At 65.7% G+C, this 15,604-nt stretch carries 13 protein-coding genes; 5 read left to right on the top strand and 8 right to left on the bottom strand.

Annotation, left to right across the window (positions count from 1 at the left end):
• Positions 1–28: 28 nt before the first annotated feature.
• The 5 genes from hemF to LRC39_RS07510 form a co-directional block, all read right to left on the bottom strand.
• Positions 29–940 (bottom strand): oxygen-dependent coproporphyrinogen oxidase, encoded by a 912-nt coding sequence (gene hemF / locus LRC39_RS07530; RefSeq protein WP_346296832.1) that lies wholly within the window; start codon positions 938–940, stop codon positions 29–31.
• Between the two features lie 337 nt (positions 941–1,277).
• Complete coding sequence (locus LRC39_RS07525; RefSeq protein WP_107343529.1) at positions 1,278–2,345, bottom strand: phytoene/squalene synthase family protein; 1,068 nt, start codon at positions 2,343–2,345, stop codon at positions 1,278–1,280.
• Positions 2,342–3,877: a phytoene desaturase gene (locus tag LRC39_RS07520; RefSeq protein WP_107343528.1), complete on the bottom strand. Its 1,536-nt coding sequence runs from the start codon at positions 3,875–3,877 to the stop codon at positions 2,342–2,344. Before LRC39_RS07520 ends, LRC39_RS07525 begins: the two co-directional genes overlap by 4 nt.
• A 75-nt stretch (positions 3,878–3,952) precedes the next feature.
• Entirely contained in the window at positions 3,953–4,840 is an 888-nt protein-coding gene (gene bchO / locus LRC39_RS07515) for an alpha/beta fold hydrolase BchO (protein WP_346296831.1), read from the bottom strand.
• A 10-nt stretch (positions 4,841–4,850) separates the two neighbouring features.
• Entirely contained in the window at positions 4,851–5,804 is a 954-nt protein-coding gene (locus LRC39_RS07510) for an alpha/beta fold hydrolase (RefSeq protein ID WP_107343526.1), read from the bottom strand.
• 110 nt (positions 5,805–5,914) lie between these two features.
• Here LRC39_RS07510 and hemE point away from each other — a divergent pair, with 110 nt between their 5' ends.
• Both hemE and LRC39_RS07500 read left to right on the top strand, forming a co-directional pair.
• The gene (gene hemE / locus LRC39_RS07505; protein WP_107354735.1) at positions 5,915–6,961 is read left to right on the top strand and encodes a uroporphyrinogen decarboxylase; all 1,047 of its coding nucleotides are present in this window, start codon (positions 5,915–5,917) and stop codon (positions 6,959–6,961) included.
• A 380-nt stretch (positions 6,962–7,341) separates the two neighbouring features.
• Entirely contained in the window at positions 7,342–8,073 is a 732-nt protein-coding gene (locus LRC39_RS07500; RefSeq protein WP_346296830.1) for a PilZ domain-containing protein, read from the top strand.
• Between the two features lie 42 nt (positions 8,074–8,115).
• On the opposite strand, the gene LRC39_RS07495 is transcribed toward LRC39_RS07500, so the two are convergent.
• Genes LRC39_RS07495 through hemC form a run of 3 tightly spaced genes read right to left on the bottom strand, consistent with a single transcriptional unit; the run spans position 8,116 to position 11,905 of the window.
• Positions 8,116–9,888, bottom strand: a complete 1,773-nt coding sequence (locus LRC39_RS07495) for a magnesium chelatase subunit D (protein ID WP_107354733.1) — start codon at positions 9,886–9,888, stop codon at positions 8,116–8,118.
• Entirely contained in the window at positions 9,885–10,907 is a 1,023-nt protein-coding gene (gene bchI / locus LRC39_RS07490) for a magnesium chelatase ATPase subunit I (RefSeq protein ID WP_107343522.1), read from the bottom strand. Before bchI ends, LRC39_RS07495 begins: the two co-directional genes overlap by 4 nt.
• Before the next feature lie 5 nt (positions 10,908–10,912).
• Positions 10,913–11,905, bottom strand: coding sequence for a hydroxymethylbilane synthase (hemC, locus tag LRC39_RS07485; protein WP_430624926.1), 993 nt, complete (start codon positions 11,903–11,905; stop codon positions 10,913–10,915).
• Positions 11,906–12,143: 238 nt separating this feature from the next.
• On the opposite strand from hemC, the gene LRC39_RS07480 reads away from it, so the two are divergent.
• From LRC39_RS07480 to LRC39_RS07470, 3 genes are read left to right on the top strand one after another with little or no spacing between them, the layout of a single operon-like run.
• Positions 12,144–13,457, top strand: a complete 1,314-nt coding sequence (locus tag LRC39_RS07480; RefSeq protein WP_107357434.1) for a DUF3422 family protein — start codon at positions 12,144–12,146, stop codon at positions 13,455–13,457.
• Positions 13,457–15,061 carry an alpha/beta hydrolase family protein gene (locus LRC39_RS07475; RefSeq protein ID WP_346296828.1) on the top strand — a complete coding sequence of 535 codons (1,605 nt, stop codon included), beginning with the start codon at positions 13,457–13,459 and terminating at the stop codon, positions 15,059–15,061. Before LRC39_RS07480 ends, LRC39_RS07475 begins: the two co-directional genes overlap by 1 nt.
• Positions 15,061–15,549, top strand: a complete 489-nt coding sequence (locus tag LRC39_RS07470; protein WP_346296827.1) for a CIA30 family protein — start codon at positions 15,061–15,063, stop codon at positions 15,547–15,549. The genes LRC39_RS07475 and LRC39_RS07470 overlap by 1 nt, the downstream gene beginning before the upstream one ends.
• Positions 15,550–15,604: the final 55 nt, after the last annotated feature.

Here is a 15,604-nt window from a genome sequence, read left to right as displayed (position 1 = left end):
GAGACCACGACGACTCCGGTCGCCGGCGTCAGCTCCAGCTCACCAGCGGCGGCATCGAGCTCATGATGGTCTCGGTGTTGCCGCCGGTCTGCAGACCGAACATCGTGCCGCGATCGTACAACAGATTGAATTCGACATAGAGCCCGCGGCAGGCGAGCTGCTGCGCCCGCTCCTCGTCGGTCCACGGCTCGACCATGCGCTTACGCACGATGCGAGGATAAACGTCGAGCAGCGCCGAGCCGACGTCGCGGGTGAAGGCGAAGTCGCGATCGAAATCGCCGCTGTTGAGATAGTCGAAAAAGATCCCGCCGACGCCGCGCGCCACGCCCCGATGCGGCAGGAAGAAGTAGGTGTCGGCCCAGGGCTTGAATTTCTCGTAGTAGGCCGGATCGTGGGCGTCGCAGGTGCGCTTCATCGCGGTGTGGAACGTCACTGCGTCCTCCGCCTCCTGGCTGCGCTGCTCCGGCAGCATCGGCGTGAGATCGGCACCGCCGCCGAACCAGCCCTGCGAGGTCGACAGGAATCGCGTGTTCATGTGCACGGTCGGCACCCGCGGGCTGCGCGGATGCATGATCAGGCTGATGCTGGTGGAGACGTAGTCGAGGCTGCCGTCGCCAGGCACATTCTTGGCCATTTCCGGCGAGAGCTTGCCGTTCGCCGACGAGGTGTGGATGCCGATCTTCTCGAACAGCCGTCCGTTCGACAGAAAACCGCCGACACCGCCGCCGGAGCCGGTCTTCCGCTGCCAGGGTTTGTAAGTGAAAGTCGCCGGCTCGCCGGGAAACAGCTCGGCCGGCGCTTCGCGCTCCAACGTCTCGATCTCGGCGCAGATCCGGTCGCGCAGCCCTTCGAACCAGACGCGCGCCTGGGCGCGGCGAGCCTCGACGGGATTATCGGTGGAAGCAGCGGGAGTGCGGTCGAGGTCGGTGTCGATGGTCATGGCCGTGATCCGTTGCACAAGGTCAGCATCGGTATCACACCAGTGTGGCGGCTTCGAGAGTTTTTGCAAATCAGTGGCGTTTGAACGGACCCGGGGTCGTATCCCTCGCGGCCCATCCTTCGAGACGGCCGCGACGCGGCCTCCTCAGGATGAGGTCGAAGCGAGCGGATGGCCTAATCGAGATTCGTGGAGTGTCGCTAAGCGCGATGGTCCTCTTGGTGGAGAGGCGCGCAGCGCCGTCTCAATCCATGCGCCACAAACATCGGCACAAGCGCCGTTCATGGAAATGCCCGGGACAAGCCCGGGCATGATGGGGTGGTGCCGGCGATTGAGCTAACTACACCCGGCTGCGCTGCAGCATCTGATCGCGGCGTTCGAGGCGGGTGAACAGGTCGACCAGCCAGGCGACCTTCTGCTCGAGCGGCTTGACCTTCTGGCGCGCCGGCAGTTCGCGCACCGGATGTGCGATCACCGCGTCGACCAGAAACTTGGTCTCTTCCATGTCGCCGAACTTGGCCGGCAGATACTTCGCCGGGGCCCATTCGGTTTCCTGGAACGCCAGCAGGCGGGCAAGGACCGCGAGCTTGCGGCCGGTCGAAACCACCGCGCGGCTCGACACCGAGTCGAGGCCGGAACGTTCGACCTCACGGCCGATCTCGGCATACAGCGCGCGCGCCGCGAAGATGCCGGGACGGCAGGAGCGCGGCAGGTTGGCGATGCCGAGCGTGGCGCGATCGTACAGCGCATCCGCGGTGTCGATCAGCCGCTTGACGATGCTGGCGATCTCCGGCGTGAACTTCGGATTGGCGAGCCAAGTCTCCGGATCGAGGCCGGCCTCGCGCATCCATGACAGCGGCATGTAGATGCGGCCGTTGCGTGCATCCTCGCCGATATCACGAGCGATGTTGGTGAGCTGCATCGCGCAGCCGAGATCGCAGGCCCGCGCCACGATGTCGGGTTTGCGCTGGCCCATCACCAGCGTCATCATCACGCCGACCGTGCCGGCGACGCGGGCGCAATACGAATACAGGTCAGACAGCGTGTCGAACCGGCGGCCCTGTGCGTCCCACTCCAGGCCCTCGATCAGCGCCTCGGGAATCGCCGGCGGAATCGAAAACCGCGCCACCACATCAGCGAAGGCGCGGTCGGACGGATAGGCGCGCGGCACGCCGCGGCAGGCACGGTCGAGCCGGTCCTTTAGCACTTCGACAGCAGCAGCGCGATCGAGGCCGAGGTCGACGGCATCGTCGGCGACGCGGCAGAACGCGTACAGCGCGATCGCCGGATCGCTAATCCGCCGCGGTAGCACCTTGGAGGCCGCGTGGAAGGTGTGCGAGCCTTCCTTGATCATCTCGCGGCAGGCCAGCATGTCGGATTGGGCCAACATATCGGATTGCAGACTCATGATGTCACCAGACTGTCGGCCTCGGGGACCAGCGCATCGACTACCCGCGCCGAGGACAGAACCCCGGGCAGGCCAGCGCCGGGATGCGTTCCGGCGCCGACGAGATAAAGCCGTTTGACGTCTTCGCTCTGATTGTGCGGCCTGAACCAGGCGCTCTGCCACAGCACAGGCTCCAGGCCGAACGCGGCGCCGCGGAACGACGACAGGCGGTCCTGGAAATCGAGCGGCGTCGTGATCTTGGAAGTTGCGATCTGGTTCTCCAGATCGGGCAGAACGGTTGCGCCGAGCATCTTGGCGATCGAGGCGCGATAGGTCTCCGCCTTGGTGTGCCAATCGGTATCACCGAGCAGGTTCGGCACCGGCGACAGCACGTAGAACGTATCGCAGCCGGGAGGCGCCAGCGACGGATCGGTCGCAGTCGGGCGATGCAGATACAGGCTGAAATCGTCGGCGACCACCTTGCGGCTGAAGATGTCGCTGATCAGCTCCTTGTAGCGCGGCCCGAGCAGAATGGTGTGATGCTTGACGTCTTCGTAGCGGCGCTTCGTGCCGAAGTACCAGACGAACAGGCTCATCGAGTAGCGCGACTTCTCGATCTTGGCGTCGGTCCAGCGCCGGCGCGTCTCCGGCGGCAGCAGATAGCGATAGGTCGAGGCCGAATCGGCGTTCGACACCACGATATCGGCCTTGATCACTTCGCCATCGGCGAGCTTGACGCCGCAGGCGGTGCCGTTCTGCACCACGATCTGGCGGACGTCCTGATTGTAGCGGATCTCGTTGCCCTGGCCTTCGATCAGCTTGACCAGACCGGTCACGAGCGCGCCGGTGCCGCCCATCGCCGAATGCACGCCCCACTGCTTTTCGAGGTAGGTGATCAGGCAATACACCGAGCTCGACATGAACGGGTTGCCGCCGATCAGCAGCGGATGGAAGCTGAACACCTGCCGCAGCTTCGGATCCTTGAAGTGCTTGGCAACCAGGCCGTAAACGCTGCGATAGCTCTCCAGCTTGATCATCGCCGGCGCGATCTTCAGCATGTCGGTGAAGTGGCTGAACGGCTGATCGCCGAGCTGCTCGAAACCGACTTTGAAGATCTCGTGCGAGGCCGCCATGAAGCGGTCGTAGGCCGGCACGTCGTCCGGGCAGAACTTCGCGATCTGATCGAGCACCGCGTCGCGGTCGTCGGAGTAATCGAAGTGCGTGCCGTCGTCGAAGCGGATGCGATAGAACGGCGACATCGGCTTCAACGTGATGTCGTCCGACATCCGCTTGCCGCACAGCTTCCACAGCTCTTCGAACAGATACGGCGCGGTGACGATGGTCGGCCCGGCGTCGAACGAGAAGCCGTCCTGCTTGTGGACGTAAGCGCGGCCGCCGGCCTTATCGAGCTTTTCGAGAACGGTTACTCGATACCCCTTGGCGCCAAGGCGCACCGCTGCGGCCAAGCCGCCGAAGCCGGAGCCGATCACCACCGCATGCGGGGCACGATCGCGAGGAAGACGGGGAGCAGGATTGGGGCCAGGATCGAGCATGGGTACCACTGTAACAAAAAATTGACAGAGGGCTAGCGGCAATCTGTAAGCAGATCCTGACAAGCCGTCTTTGATCTATTCGATATTCTCCAGTTTTTCGGCGTAGCGTTCGATCAGGGCGGCGATCAGCGCCGGACGCTCTTCATGGGCCAGATGGCCCAGCGCCGGAATTCGCTCGATTACAGCTTTCGGCAATAATTCCCGGACCTTAACCGCCACCGACGGCGGAATCGCACGGTCCCCTTCGGCCGCCACCAGCACCAGCAGCGGCTTCAGATTGGGCAAAGCTTTCAACAGCGGTTCGAGATCCCAGTTCGCCATCATCCGCAGCGCCGCGGCGACGTGATGCGGGCTGGAGACCAGCTTGCCGTAGAGCTTGATGCCGGCCGGATCGATGGTGGAGCCGGTGTTGCCGATCAGCCGTTCGACCGCGCCGCGGTGCCCGGCCTGCCAGGCGAACAAGCTCGGAACGAACGGATTCATCACCAGCATCTTGGCGAGCGGCGAGAAGAAGCTCGCCGCCGGGCCGCCATAAGGCAGGAATGCGCCGTTGAGGCTGAACAGGATTTTTGGATCGACCGCGCCGTCGAGGCACATCCGCGCGCCGATCGCCGCGCCCGCCGAATGGCCGACGACCAGCTCGGGCGAGACTTGAAGTGTGCGGAGCAGAGCGGCGAGATCGGCCGCCATGCCGGGCAGCGACATCCGATGACCGCGCGGCGACTGGGTGAAGCCGTGCCCCGGCAAATCGGGCGCGACCACATGATAATGGCGCGCCAGCAGCGGCGCCAAGCCGCGCCAGGAATGCGAGGCGGCGCCGGTGCCGTGAATCAGCAGGATCGCCGGAGCGGCCGGCGATCCCATGCGTTGCACATGCCAGCGGAAGCCGCCGGCTTCGATGAAGCGGCTGGCCTCGCGATAAGGCCAATCCAGGCCGTCGCGACTCCAGACCAGGTCGGACATCGCAGCAGCCTCAGGTCCCGGTCTTGCTCACCCGGCCAAGAAACTCGTCATAGGCCCGCATGAATTCGCCCGGCACCTCGAAATGCGGCATCGCCCCGGTCTGAAACACCGTGACGGTCCAGTTCGGCCGGCCCTCCACCGTGGTCTTCAGGGTGTAGTCGACGAAGTCGCCACGCACGCCGTGGCTGAACCACACCGGCATCGGCAGATCCTGATAGATCCGCAGGATGTCCTGGCTGAACAGATAACCGGCCACGAAGTAATACGGCGCGTGCTGGGCGCCCGGCTGATGCGTCGTCAGATAGTCGTAGTCGAGCATGCCCTGATCGATGCTGGGCGAGCCGAACGCCTTCTTCAAGAACCAGCCGATCACCGGCTTCATCGTCAGCAGCTTGAAGATGCTTTCGCTCCACACCGGATTTTCGAAGAACGCATGCAGCCACGGAATCGCCCGCGATCCCTGGGTCCAACGCTGGTTCTTCTTGTCGAATCCGGTCGGCGCCACCAGCGCCAGGCTGCGAAACGCCTGCGGCGTTTCGCTCGCAGCACGGGCGAGGAATTCGCTGCCGAGCGACAGCGCCAGCGCGTCGATCGGCTTGTCGCCGTGCACCTTTTGAATCTCGCCGACTACGGAATGAACCGCATCCGTCATCATCCGAATGGTGTATTGACGCTTTGCGCGCGACGAATGACCAAAGCCCGGCAATTCGATCGCATAAACCGGTCGGCTCCGTGCGTAGTGCTCGAAGATCGGCCGAACCTCGTAGGCCGAGCCTGCGGCATTGACACTGTGGATCAGCAGCAGAGGCGGCTGCGACGTCGGCTCTGCCGGCGCTGCGGACCAATAGGTCAGCCGACCGCCGAAACTGTCGATGTCGTGACGTTCGCCCGGGACCGGCGGCGGTAGCGCCGGATTTCCGCTGAGCGTCTCGGACGATGCGGGGGTGGGTGCGGTTGCATTCATCTCGAAATTCCTATTCGCGGCATCTCCGCCGCAGGTCGGCGTGGTCAAGACGGTGCGCGCAGTGTATCAGACCGTCAAGAAGACTTGTCGTACAACAGTGGGTAGCTCTCTTGACACAGAATCTGGTGACCAAACCGTTCATGGAAGTGCTTTCCGGCAACCGGCAGGCCTCTCCTCCGATGTGGATGATGCGGCAGGCCGGACGTTACCTGCCGGAATACCGCGCAACGCGGGCGCAAGCCGGTAGTTTCCTCGATCTGTGCTTTAACGCGGAGCTCGCCGCTGAGGTGACGCTACAGCCGATCCGGCGATTCGGCTTCGACGCGGCGATCATCTTCTCCGACATTCTGGTGGTGCCTTACGCGCTCGGCCGCTCGGTGCGGTTCGAAGTCGGCGAAGGCCCGCGGCTCGACCCGCTGAATTCGCCCGATCTGGTCGGTACGCTGAACAACGCGATTGATCTGTCCAAGCTCGAGCCGGTGTTCGAAGCGCTGCGCATCGTTCGCCGCGAACTGAAGCCGGAGACCACGCTGATCGGCTTCTGCGGCTCGCCGTTCACGGTCGCGACCTACATGGTGGCCGGCCAGGGCACCTCGGATCAGCATCCTGCGCGGCTGATGGCGTATCAGCACCCCGGCGCGTTCGCCAAGATCATCGACGTGCTGGTCGAGAGCTCGATCCAGTATCTGCTCAAGCAGCTCGATGCCGGCGCCGACGTGCTGCAGATCTTCGACACCTGGGCCGGCATCCTGCCGCCGCGCGAATTCGAGAAGTGGTGCATCGAGCCGACCCGCCGGATCGTCGAGGGCATCCGCAAGGTCAAGCCGGGCACCAAGATCATCGGCTTCCCGCGCGGCGCCGGCGCGCTGCTGCCGGCGTTCGTCGAGCGCACCGGCGTAGACGCCGTCAGCATCGACTGGACCGCCGAACCCGCTTTCGTGCGCGAGAAGGTGCAGACCAAGGTCGCAGTGCAGGGCAATCTCGATCCGCTGTTGCTGATCGCCGGCGGCTCGGCGCTCGATGAAGCGGTCGACGACGTGTTGAAGAACTTCGCGTCGGGCCGTCACATCTTCAATCTCGGCCACGGCATCACCCCGGACGCCTCGATCGCTCACGTCGAGCAGATGATCAAGCGCGTCCGCGACTACAAGGCCTGAGGCGCCCTCGCCTCTCGCCATCTGATCTGATCGAAGAGCCGGTGCCGTCTGCACCGGCTCTTTTCTTTGTTCGATTGCAGCAAACAATCATCACAACCTCTCAAGGCAATTCAGCCATCAGGTTGTGCGGACGATTAGTTCCCGTTTTTGAACTCGTTGTGCCGGGTAGTCGGCATTGGTTGGAACCTCGTTGTTAGCTCGCGGGCGGAGAGAAAGCCTTGAAACGCTTGGGTTCCAGGTTCCCGAACAAGCTTATCCGCAGCCACAAGACTTCGATAACCAAGGTTGGAATCATTGGCGTGTACTGAGCAATCCTGAAGATCTCCGGGAGGGTGAGTGCGTTACTAATCGACAGGTATTTTCCCGGGGGCCGAACCGCCGTGTCAGTCCAGCGATTTCTCAAGCAGCGCGCCGTCAACGTCACCGTTGGCGGCAACTACTCGCTGGCGAACTGGTACGATCAAAACGGCAAGCTGCGACAATTCGCCTGCCGCACCAGCCGCGTGTCCCCGTTCCGCATGATCGTTGACGTTCCGGTGATCGGCCGGGTTGGCGACCACATCTCGTCGTACTTCAGCGAGTTCGGCAAGCTGGACGGGCATATCAGCGACACCCTGCCCGGCGGCTTCCTGCTCGAACTGGCGGTGACCCGCGCGATGCGCGAGCGGCTGTCGAATCAGCTGAGCTGGCTCGAGAAGAAAATGCTCGACCCGGCGATCAAGGACGCACGCGAGCAGGCGCGGGTTGTTCCGGTATGTCCGCATTCCAGCCTGACGCTCGCCGATGGCTCGTCGCACACCTGCTTCGTGATCGACATGTCGATCTCCGGTGTCGCGGTGTCGGCCGATGTGCAGCCCGAGATCGGAACTCCGCTGGCGGTCGGCAGCTGCGTCGGCCGCGTGGTCCGGCATCGGCCCGACGGTTTTGCGGTGAAGTTCACCGAGCTGCAGAACCGCAGTGAGCTGGAGTGGCGGATCGCCCGCCCGCCGCAGCGGAACTCGACGGTCGGCGCGCGGGTCGAACGGCTCGCCACCATCGAGGCGCCGCCGCCCCCTCCTTCGATCACGCCGCGCGTCGCCGGAGACGACGACGCATTCGTGCTCGACGCTTAAGATCCAGAATTCTCAGCGAGCTAAGCGCCGGCAGGACCGCGATCAGTCCTGCCGCGTTGCAGCCGTGACCGCCTGCGCCAGCACGGTGGCATCGGCGTGCGGCAGCGGCAGGTAGCGCGCGTCCATTTCCTTGGCGAAGGATTCCGCCTGGGGGCCCGGCCGCGGCGACATATCGATCACCACCGAGCTAATTCCGGCGACCCGGAACTGCCGTGCCGACGCCTTGGCATCCTCTTCGGCCTGCGGCCGTCCCGGCGCGCCGTCGCGCGCGATGTTGGCGCGGCCGTCGGTGAGCACGATGACGGTCGGCGTCTGGCCTTTGCGCTTGATCGAATCCGCCAGCATGAAGGCGCAGTCGAGCCCGGCCGACAGCGGCGTGCCGCCGCCACCCGGCAGCCCGGCGAGACTTCGCTTGGCGCGCGCCAGCGACCGCGTCGGCGGCAGCAGGATTTCGGCGATGGTACCGCGGAACGAGATCATCGCCACCTGGTCGCGGCGGACGTAGCAATCGGCAAGTAACAGTTCGACCGCGCCTTTGGCTTCGGCGAGCCGGTGCAGCGCCGCCGAGCCGGAGGCGTCGACCACGAAAATGGTGATGGTCTCGGTGCGCTGCTTGAAGCGCGCGATCCGGAAATCGTCCTTCTCGACCAGGATGCGCGGCGCGCTGCCGTTGCGACCTTCGGCCTGGCGCCGCCGCAGCGGCTGCCACGGCGCCGCAGCGCGCAGCGTCTCGATCACGTTGAGCTTGGAGCCGTCGCGCAGTTCGCCGCGGATGCTGCCGGCGGGACGGCCGCGCTTCTTCGACTTCTGCAGCTCGCCGGCCTTGCCGGCCGAGCGGGCCCGCGCCCGTCCGGCCGAGGCGCGCATCGCCTCCAGCACGCCGGGCGGCATCGCGGCCTTGACGGCGGCGAGGATCACCTCGTCCAGCGCCTTGTCGATGTCGGGCGTCTGCTGCTCTTGATCGTTGTTGTCCTGATTGTCGTCTTCCGGCGGCGGGGGCTCGGGCGGCGGCGGCTCGTCGGCCTGGTCCGGCTGCTCCTGCTGCGGGAACACGGTGGCGCGCGGCGCCAGCACCAAGCGCGCGGCGAGCGTGATGTCGTCCTGCTCAATCTTGGTGCGATCGAACAGCGCGGCGCTCGCCTTGGCGGCGCGGATCGCCAGCAGCGGCGCGCGCAGCGAAATGATGCCAAGCGCAGCCGCGGCGGTGCACACCGCTTCGATCTGCTCGCTCTCGACCTTGATATCGGCGAGGCGCGCACGCGCCGCGCGAATGTCGTCGAGCGAAATCGGGAAATCGTCGGTCTCGCGCCAGGCGAATTGATCGAGATCGAGATGGAAGCCGAGCCGGTCGCGCAGGCCCGCCGGCGAGAACTCGTCCTCGAGCCCTTCATCGAGCGCCACCACGCCGAACCGCGCCGGCATCCGCAGCGACAGGCCATCGCGCTCCACCGCGGTCTCGTGCGCATCCATCGCGGCGGTCAGATACACGTTGGTCGAGGACTGCAGCCGCTCGGCCATCGCCACCACCAGCACGCCGCCGTCGGCTTCCGACAGCAAGCCGCGCTCGGCGACCGGACGGCCGGCGAGCAGCGTCGCCGACAGGTCGAGCCCGCCGAGCAGGCGGCCGTCGGCGATATGCAGCGGCAGATGCTTGTAGGGTTGTTCAGGCGGCAGCGCGGCGCGCAGCATCGCGAGCCAGCGGTCGCGCACCGGGCCGGCGCGCGAGCGCAGCAACACACCGCCGGTACCGACCGGATCGACCGCGAACAACTGCGCCGCGGTCACCGCATCGGACCATGCGAGCGCGATGCTCATCCGAAGATTTCGGCAAGCGCGCGATCGACCCGCACGCTGGAGCCGGCATCGTCGAGCGGATTGCGGCGCAGCCGGTGCCGCAAGGCAGAGGGCGCGATCCGCTTCAGGTGATCATCGGTCACGGTCTTGTCGTGCTCGAGCGCAGCGAGCGCCCGCGCGGCACGCATCAACGTCAGTTCGCCGCGGAGGCCGTCAGTGCCGAGCGTCATGCACAGCTTGGCGGCACGTTCCAGCGCCGCGTCGCTCACGGTGACTTCGGGCAGCCGCTCCTTAGCCTGCGAGATCTTGCGGCGCAGCTTGGTCTCTTCCTTCGACCAATCGGCCACGAAGGCGGCCGGATCGGTCTCGAAAGCATCGCGGCGACGCACCACTTCGATGCGTTCCGGCAGCGTGTCCGGGGTCTTCACTTCGACCGACATGCCGAAGCGGTCGAGCAATTGCGGACGCAGCTCGCCTTCTTCCGGGTTGCCGGTGCCGACCAGCACGAAGCGGGCCGGATGACGAATGCTGAGGCCTTCGCGCTCGACCACGTTTTCACCAGAGGCGGCGACATCGAGCAACAGGTCGACCAGATGGTCTTCGAGCAGGTTGGCTTCGTCGATGTAGAGGAAGCCGCGATGCGCCCGCGCCAACAGGCCAGGCTCGAACGCCTTCTCGCCCTTGGCCAGCGCACGTTCCAGATCGAGCGCACCGACGACGCGGTCTTCGGTGGCGCCGAGCGGCAGATCGACCACCGGCACCGGGACCTGCGCGGTCTTGACCTTGCCGTGCTTGACCTTCTCCTTGCACTCTTCGCAGTAGCGCTCGGGCTGGTCGGGATCGCAATTGTAGCGGCAGCCGACCACGGTCTTCATCTTCGGCAGCAGCGCTGCCAGCGCGCGAACCGCGGTGGACTTGCCGGCGCCGCGGTCGCCGAAGGCCAGCACGCCGCCGACCTTCTGATCCACCGCCGCGATCAGCAGCGCCAGCTTCATCTCGTCCTGGCCGACGATCGCGGAGAACGGAAATACTGTGGCCATTGCGATTACTCCGGCCGGGTCTTTTCGATCACCGCGGCGGCGCCCTTGTCGAGCAGTTCGAGGCCCACCGTGCGGCCGAGCTCGCGCGGCCGATTGGCCGGGCCGGTGCGCGCCGCTTCGATGAACACCCCGCCCTCCAGGTCGAGAACCGAGGCGCGCAGCGTCATCTCGTCGCCGGTGATGACCGAATGCGCCGCGATCGGCGAGTTGCAATGGCCGTTGAGCACCCACAGCACTTCGCGCTCGGCGTCGCAGCACAGCCGCGACTGATGATTATCGATCAGCGCCAGATACTGCCGGGTCTTCCACTCGTGCACGGGGCATTCCACCGCGACGATGCCCTGGCCGGCTGCGGGCAGCATTTCTTCCGGCGTGAAGTCGTGAGCGATGCGATCGACGAAGCCGACGCGCTCGATGCCGGCGCGCGCCATGATCAGCGCATCGGCGGGACCGACCTCGCTGCCGTCCGGCATCCGCTGCTTTTCGCGGTTGTCGAGCTTCCGCATCCGGCTGTCGGCCGCGCCGCGGAAATGGATCACCTCGACTTCGGGGAACAACCGCTTGGCATAGGCCGCGCGGCGCACCGCGTTAGTCCCGATGGTGTAGCCCTTGCCGCGGGACTTCTTCAGCTCCTCGAGGGTGAGGCCCTTGCGCAGCACCAGCGAGTCGCAGGCCGGATCGCGCGCCAGCGTGGCAGCAACGATCAGGCCGGGCGTTTCTTCGTTGGCCGGCATGTCCTTGAGCGAGTGCATCGCGCAATGCAGTTCGCCGCGCAGCATCGCGGCGCGGATCTCGGCGACGAACGCGCCGCCCTTGCCGCCGTGCGGAAGCAGCTTGCTGATCTGATCGCTATCGCCGACAGTCTCGAACTTGATGATCTGGGGATCGAGCTCAGTCGCAGCCGCGCTCAGCTGCTTGGCGATGTCTTCAGTCTGGGCAAGCGCCATCACGCTCTTGCGCGTACCAATACGGACTGGAAATTTCACCACACGCTCCATTCGACAACCGCGACGGGCCCGCGGCGAAGTTCGGCCGAACCTTATGACCAGCCCGAGCCAGATTGCAAACGGATGACACCGATGTCGCGTAGAAGCCCGGCGGGGGGCCGGGGGTCGTTGATCTCGGACAATTCCGGCGCCTGCGACAGCCTTTCGCGGAACCTTTCAGCTTCTGTCTATCGCCATGCAATGGTACTCAAGTCAACTAGGCGCAATATTGAGCAAGGTCAAAAGCGACATGACGGCTGACGTTCTGATCGGAGACGGCGACGTTCGACTTTCGCCGCATCCATTGCGCGCGATCGTTCTCGGCGAAGTGCACGCGCGTCCGTTCACTGCGCTCAACCTGCCGGCGCGCGTCCTACACTTCGCATTCGACACCTCGGGCTCGCGCGCCGCGGCCGACCGCGCCGCAATGATCAGCTTCTGTGAGTCGCGCGGACTGCAGCCACCGCCGCCCGGCGAGAAGCATCATCGTGCCCGCTTCGGCACCACGATGCTGCGCTGGGAGCAGCACTCCGAGTTCACCACCTACACCTGGGAAATTCCGGCCGATCCCGCCGCGACGCCGTTCCACCCGGAAGCCTCCTCACTGGCTTCGCCGATGCGGTTGTTGCCGCAGCCTGGACCGCTACTGGTCGCCGTCGACCTGCACGCGATGCCGGAAGATCCGCCGCGTACTTCGCCCGAGCGCCTGTTCGATCGCGCCAGCCTCGCGGTCGCGGAGAATTCCGACGGCGCGGCACTGTTCGCCACCGACTTCCAGCCCGGCCCGTCCGGTTTCGTGCGCGTGCTGGTGCTCGATCGCGGCATGACGCCGGAGCGCGCCGGCGCCTTGGTGCAACGCGTGCTCGAAGTCGAAACCTACCGGACGCTGGCGCTGCTCGGCCTGCCCGAAGCGCAGCGGCTCGCGCCGTCGATCGCGACCAGCGAACGGCGCCTCGCTGAAGTCACCGCTGAAATGCGCCGCGTCGGCGATCTCGCCAACAACAACAAGCTGCTGCAGGAGCTCACCGAGCTCGCCGCGGAGGTCGAAGCCGGCGCCGCCGCCAGCCTGTATCGGTTCGGCGCCAGCCGCGCCTACGACGAGATCATGAACGGCCGCCTCGCCACGCTCGGCGAACGCAAGGTCGGCGGCCTACCGACATGGTCGTCGTTCCTCGCTCGCCGAATGAAGCCGGCGATGCGCACCTGCGCCACCACCGAGGCGCGGCAGTCGGACCTGTCGGTCAAGCTCGCACGCGCCGCCAACCTGCTGCGCACCCGCGTCGACGTCGAGCTCGAACAGCAGAACCAGGAACTGTTGAAATCGATGAACGCCCGCACCCGGCTGCAGCTCAGGCTGCAGACCACGGTCGAAGGTCTGTCGACCGCGGCGATCACCTATTACGTGGTCGGGCTGTTCGGCTACATGGTGAAGGGCGCCGCCGAATCCGGCCGGCTCAAGATCGATCCAAGCCTGCTCACCGCGCTGTTCGTGCCGATCGCGGCGCTGTCGATCTGGTGGACGATCCGCCGTATCCGCAAGAAGCACATCCCGGACGTCGATTGATGGCCATGCGCCGTGGGCTGACGCCGCTTCGGATCATCGTCGCACTCGCTGCCGTCGTGGCGATCGTGGTGGCGCTGTGGCAGCTGCAGCGCGGCAAGGACGGGCTGCTGATCACGACGGCCACGGTGGGGCAAACGCCGGTCACAGTGTTCCGGCAGCCCTCCGCCACCAAAGCGCCGGTGGTGGTGATCGCCCACGGCTTCGCCGGCTCGCAGCAATTGATGCAGCCGTTCGCCCAGACGCTGGCGCGCAACGGCTATATCGCCGTCACCTTCGACTTCACCGGCCACGGCCGCAATCCGGTGACGATGGTGGGCGACGTCGATGAGCCGACCAAGATCACCGGCGTGCTGGTCGACGAACTCGGCCGGGTCACGGACTATGCCCGCAAGCTGCCGGAGAGCGACGGCCGCGCCGCCGTGCTCGGCCATTCGATGGCTTCCGATATCGTGGTGGCCTATGCGGTGGAACATCCGGAGATCGTCGCCACCGTCGCGGTGTCGGTGTTCACGCGCAAATCCACCGCGACGCTGCCGCACAATCTGCTGGTGATCGTCGGCGCGCTCGAGCCGCAAATGCTGAAGGACGAAGGCCTGCGCATCGTCAATCAGATCGCCGGCGGCAACGCGGTCGAAGGGCGCACCTATGGCAGCTTCGCCGACGGCACCGCGCGCCGCTTCGTGCTGTCGTCCGGGGTCGAACATATCGGCGTGCTGTACAGCCAGGACTCGATGCGCGAGTCGCTGCATTGGATGAACGATGCGTTCGGCCGCACCGGCTCGGGCTGGATCGATCGGCGGCCGCGCTGGCTGGCGCTGCTGTTCGGCGGCCTGATCGCGCTGGCCTGGCCACTGTCGAAGCTGCTGCCCCGCGCCGCGGCCGTTCCGATGGGTGCGAACCTGAGTTGGAAGCAGCTTCTGGTCACCGCGATCGTGCCAGCCGTGCTGACGCCGCTGCTGTTGTGGAAGGCACCGACCGACTTCCTGATCATCCTGCTCGGCGACTACCTGACGCTGCACTTCCTGCTGTACGGCCTGCTGACGGCCGCGATTCTGGTGTTGATCCGGCTGCGCAACCATCGTTCAGCGACGCATCCCACGCGGCCGCACGCGCAGGAGCTGGCAGCGCTCGGCGCCCTGCCCGACCCCGCCCACCCGCGGGTCGCGATCGGGGCGCTGGTGATCGCAGCCGTGGCGGCGATCGCCTACAACATTCTCGGCTTCGGCATCGCGCTCGACACCTATCTGTTTTCGTTCATGCCGATCGAACAGCGCGTCCATCTGATCGCGGCGGTGGCGTGTGGCACGATCCCGTATTTCATCACCGCCGAATGGATGGCGCATGGCCAAGGCGCCAAGCGCGGCGCCTATGCGCTGGCGAAATTCTGCTTCCTCGCCTCGCTCGCCGTCGCGGTGGCGCTTAATCTGCAGAAGCTGTTCTTCCTGATCATCATCGTGCCGGCGATCCTGCTGCTGTTCCTGGCCTTCGGGCTGATCAGCAATTGGACCTACAAGGCGACCAATCATCCGCTGCCCGGCGCGCTGGCCAACGCGGTGCTGTTCGCCTGGGCAATTGCGGTGACGTTCCCGATGGTGATCCGCTGATGCAATCCGAGCTGTGGCCTGCGGCAGGACAGCGGCGCTGGCAGGTGATCACCGAGACCGTGATGGGCGGCGTCTCGCAAGGCACCCTGCAGCTTGTGGAGATCGAGAGCCGGATGGCGGCGCGGATGCGCGGTGCGGTCTCGACCGAGAATAATGGCGGCTTCATCCAGATCGCGATGGATCTGTCGCCGGACGGCGGCGCGTTCGATGCCGGCAGCTTCAGCGGCATCGCCGCCGAGCTGCTCGGCAACGGCGAGGCCTACGGCCTGCATCTTCGCACCACCGATCTGGCGCGGCCGCAGCAATCCTATCGACATCCGCTCCTGGCGGGGCCGCACTGGCAGGTGATCGAATTCCCGTTCGCCGCCTTCCTGCCCCACCGCACCGACGTGCCGTTCGATCCCCGGAGGCTGCGCCGGATCGGTCTGGTGGCGATCGGCCGCGAGTTTGACGCAGATCTATCGGTCGCCCGGCTTTGGCTCTATTGATCGGGAAAGCAACTTAAGGCGAATGGCGAGGCCATTGGCCGGTTCCTACAAGTCG

It is taken from the genome of Rhodopseudomonas sp. P1, assembly GCF_039642825.1.
Classification (GTDB): Bacteria; Pseudomonadota; Alphaproteobacteria; order Rhizobiales; family Xanthobacteraceae; genus Rhodopseudomonas; species Rhodopseudomonas palustris_H.
This window is presented reverse-complemented; position numbering and strand designations above follow the sequence as displayed.

Excerpts from the sequence above, each read along its gene's own strand:
- LRC39_RS07525 (WP_107343529.1), bottom strand. The coding sequence starts at position 2,345 with ATGAGTCTGCAATCCGATATGTTGGCCCAATCCGACATGCTGGCCTGC.
- bchI (WP_107343522.1), bottom strand. The coding sequence starts at position 10,907 with ATGGCCACAGTATTTCCGTTCTCCGCGATCGTCGGCCAGGACGAGATG.
- LRC39_RS07480 (WP_107357434.1), top strand. The coding sequence starts at position 12,144 with ATGACGGCTGACGTTCTGATCGGAGACGGCGACGTTCGACTTTCGCCG.
- LRC39_RS07470 (WP_346296827.1), top strand. The coding sequence starts at position 15,061 with ATGCAATCCGAGCTGTGGCCTGCGGCAGGACAGCGGCGCTGGCAGGTG.
- LRC39_RS07495 (WP_107354733.1), bottom strand. The coding sequence starts at position 9,888 with ATGAGCATCGCGCTCGCATGGTCCGATGCGGTGACCGCGGCGCAGTTG.
- LRC39_RS07520 (WP_107343528.1), bottom strand. The coding sequence starts at position 3,877 with ATGCTCGATCCTGGCCCCAATCCTGCTCCCCGTCTTCCTCGCGATCGT.
- LRC39_RS07510 (WP_107343526.1), bottom strand. The coding sequence starts at position 5,804 with ATGAATGCAACCGCACCCACCCCCGCATCGTCCGAGACGCTCAGCGGA.
- hemF (WP_346296832.1), bottom strand. The coding sequence starts at position 940 with ATGACCATCGACACCGACCTCGACCGCACTCCCGCTGCTTCCACCGAT.
- bchO (WP_346296831.1), bottom strand. The coding sequence starts at position 4,840 with ATGTCCGACCTGGTCTGGAGTCGCGACGGCCTGGATTGGCCTTATCGC.
- hemC (WP_430624926.1), bottom strand. The coding sequence starts at position 11,905 with ATGGAGCGTGTGGTGAAATTTCCAGTCCGTATTGGTACGCGCAAGAGC.
- LRC39_RS07475 (WP_346296828.1), top strand. The coding sequence starts at position 13,457 with ATGGCCATGCGCCGTGGGCTGACGCCGCTTCGGATCATCGTCGCACTC.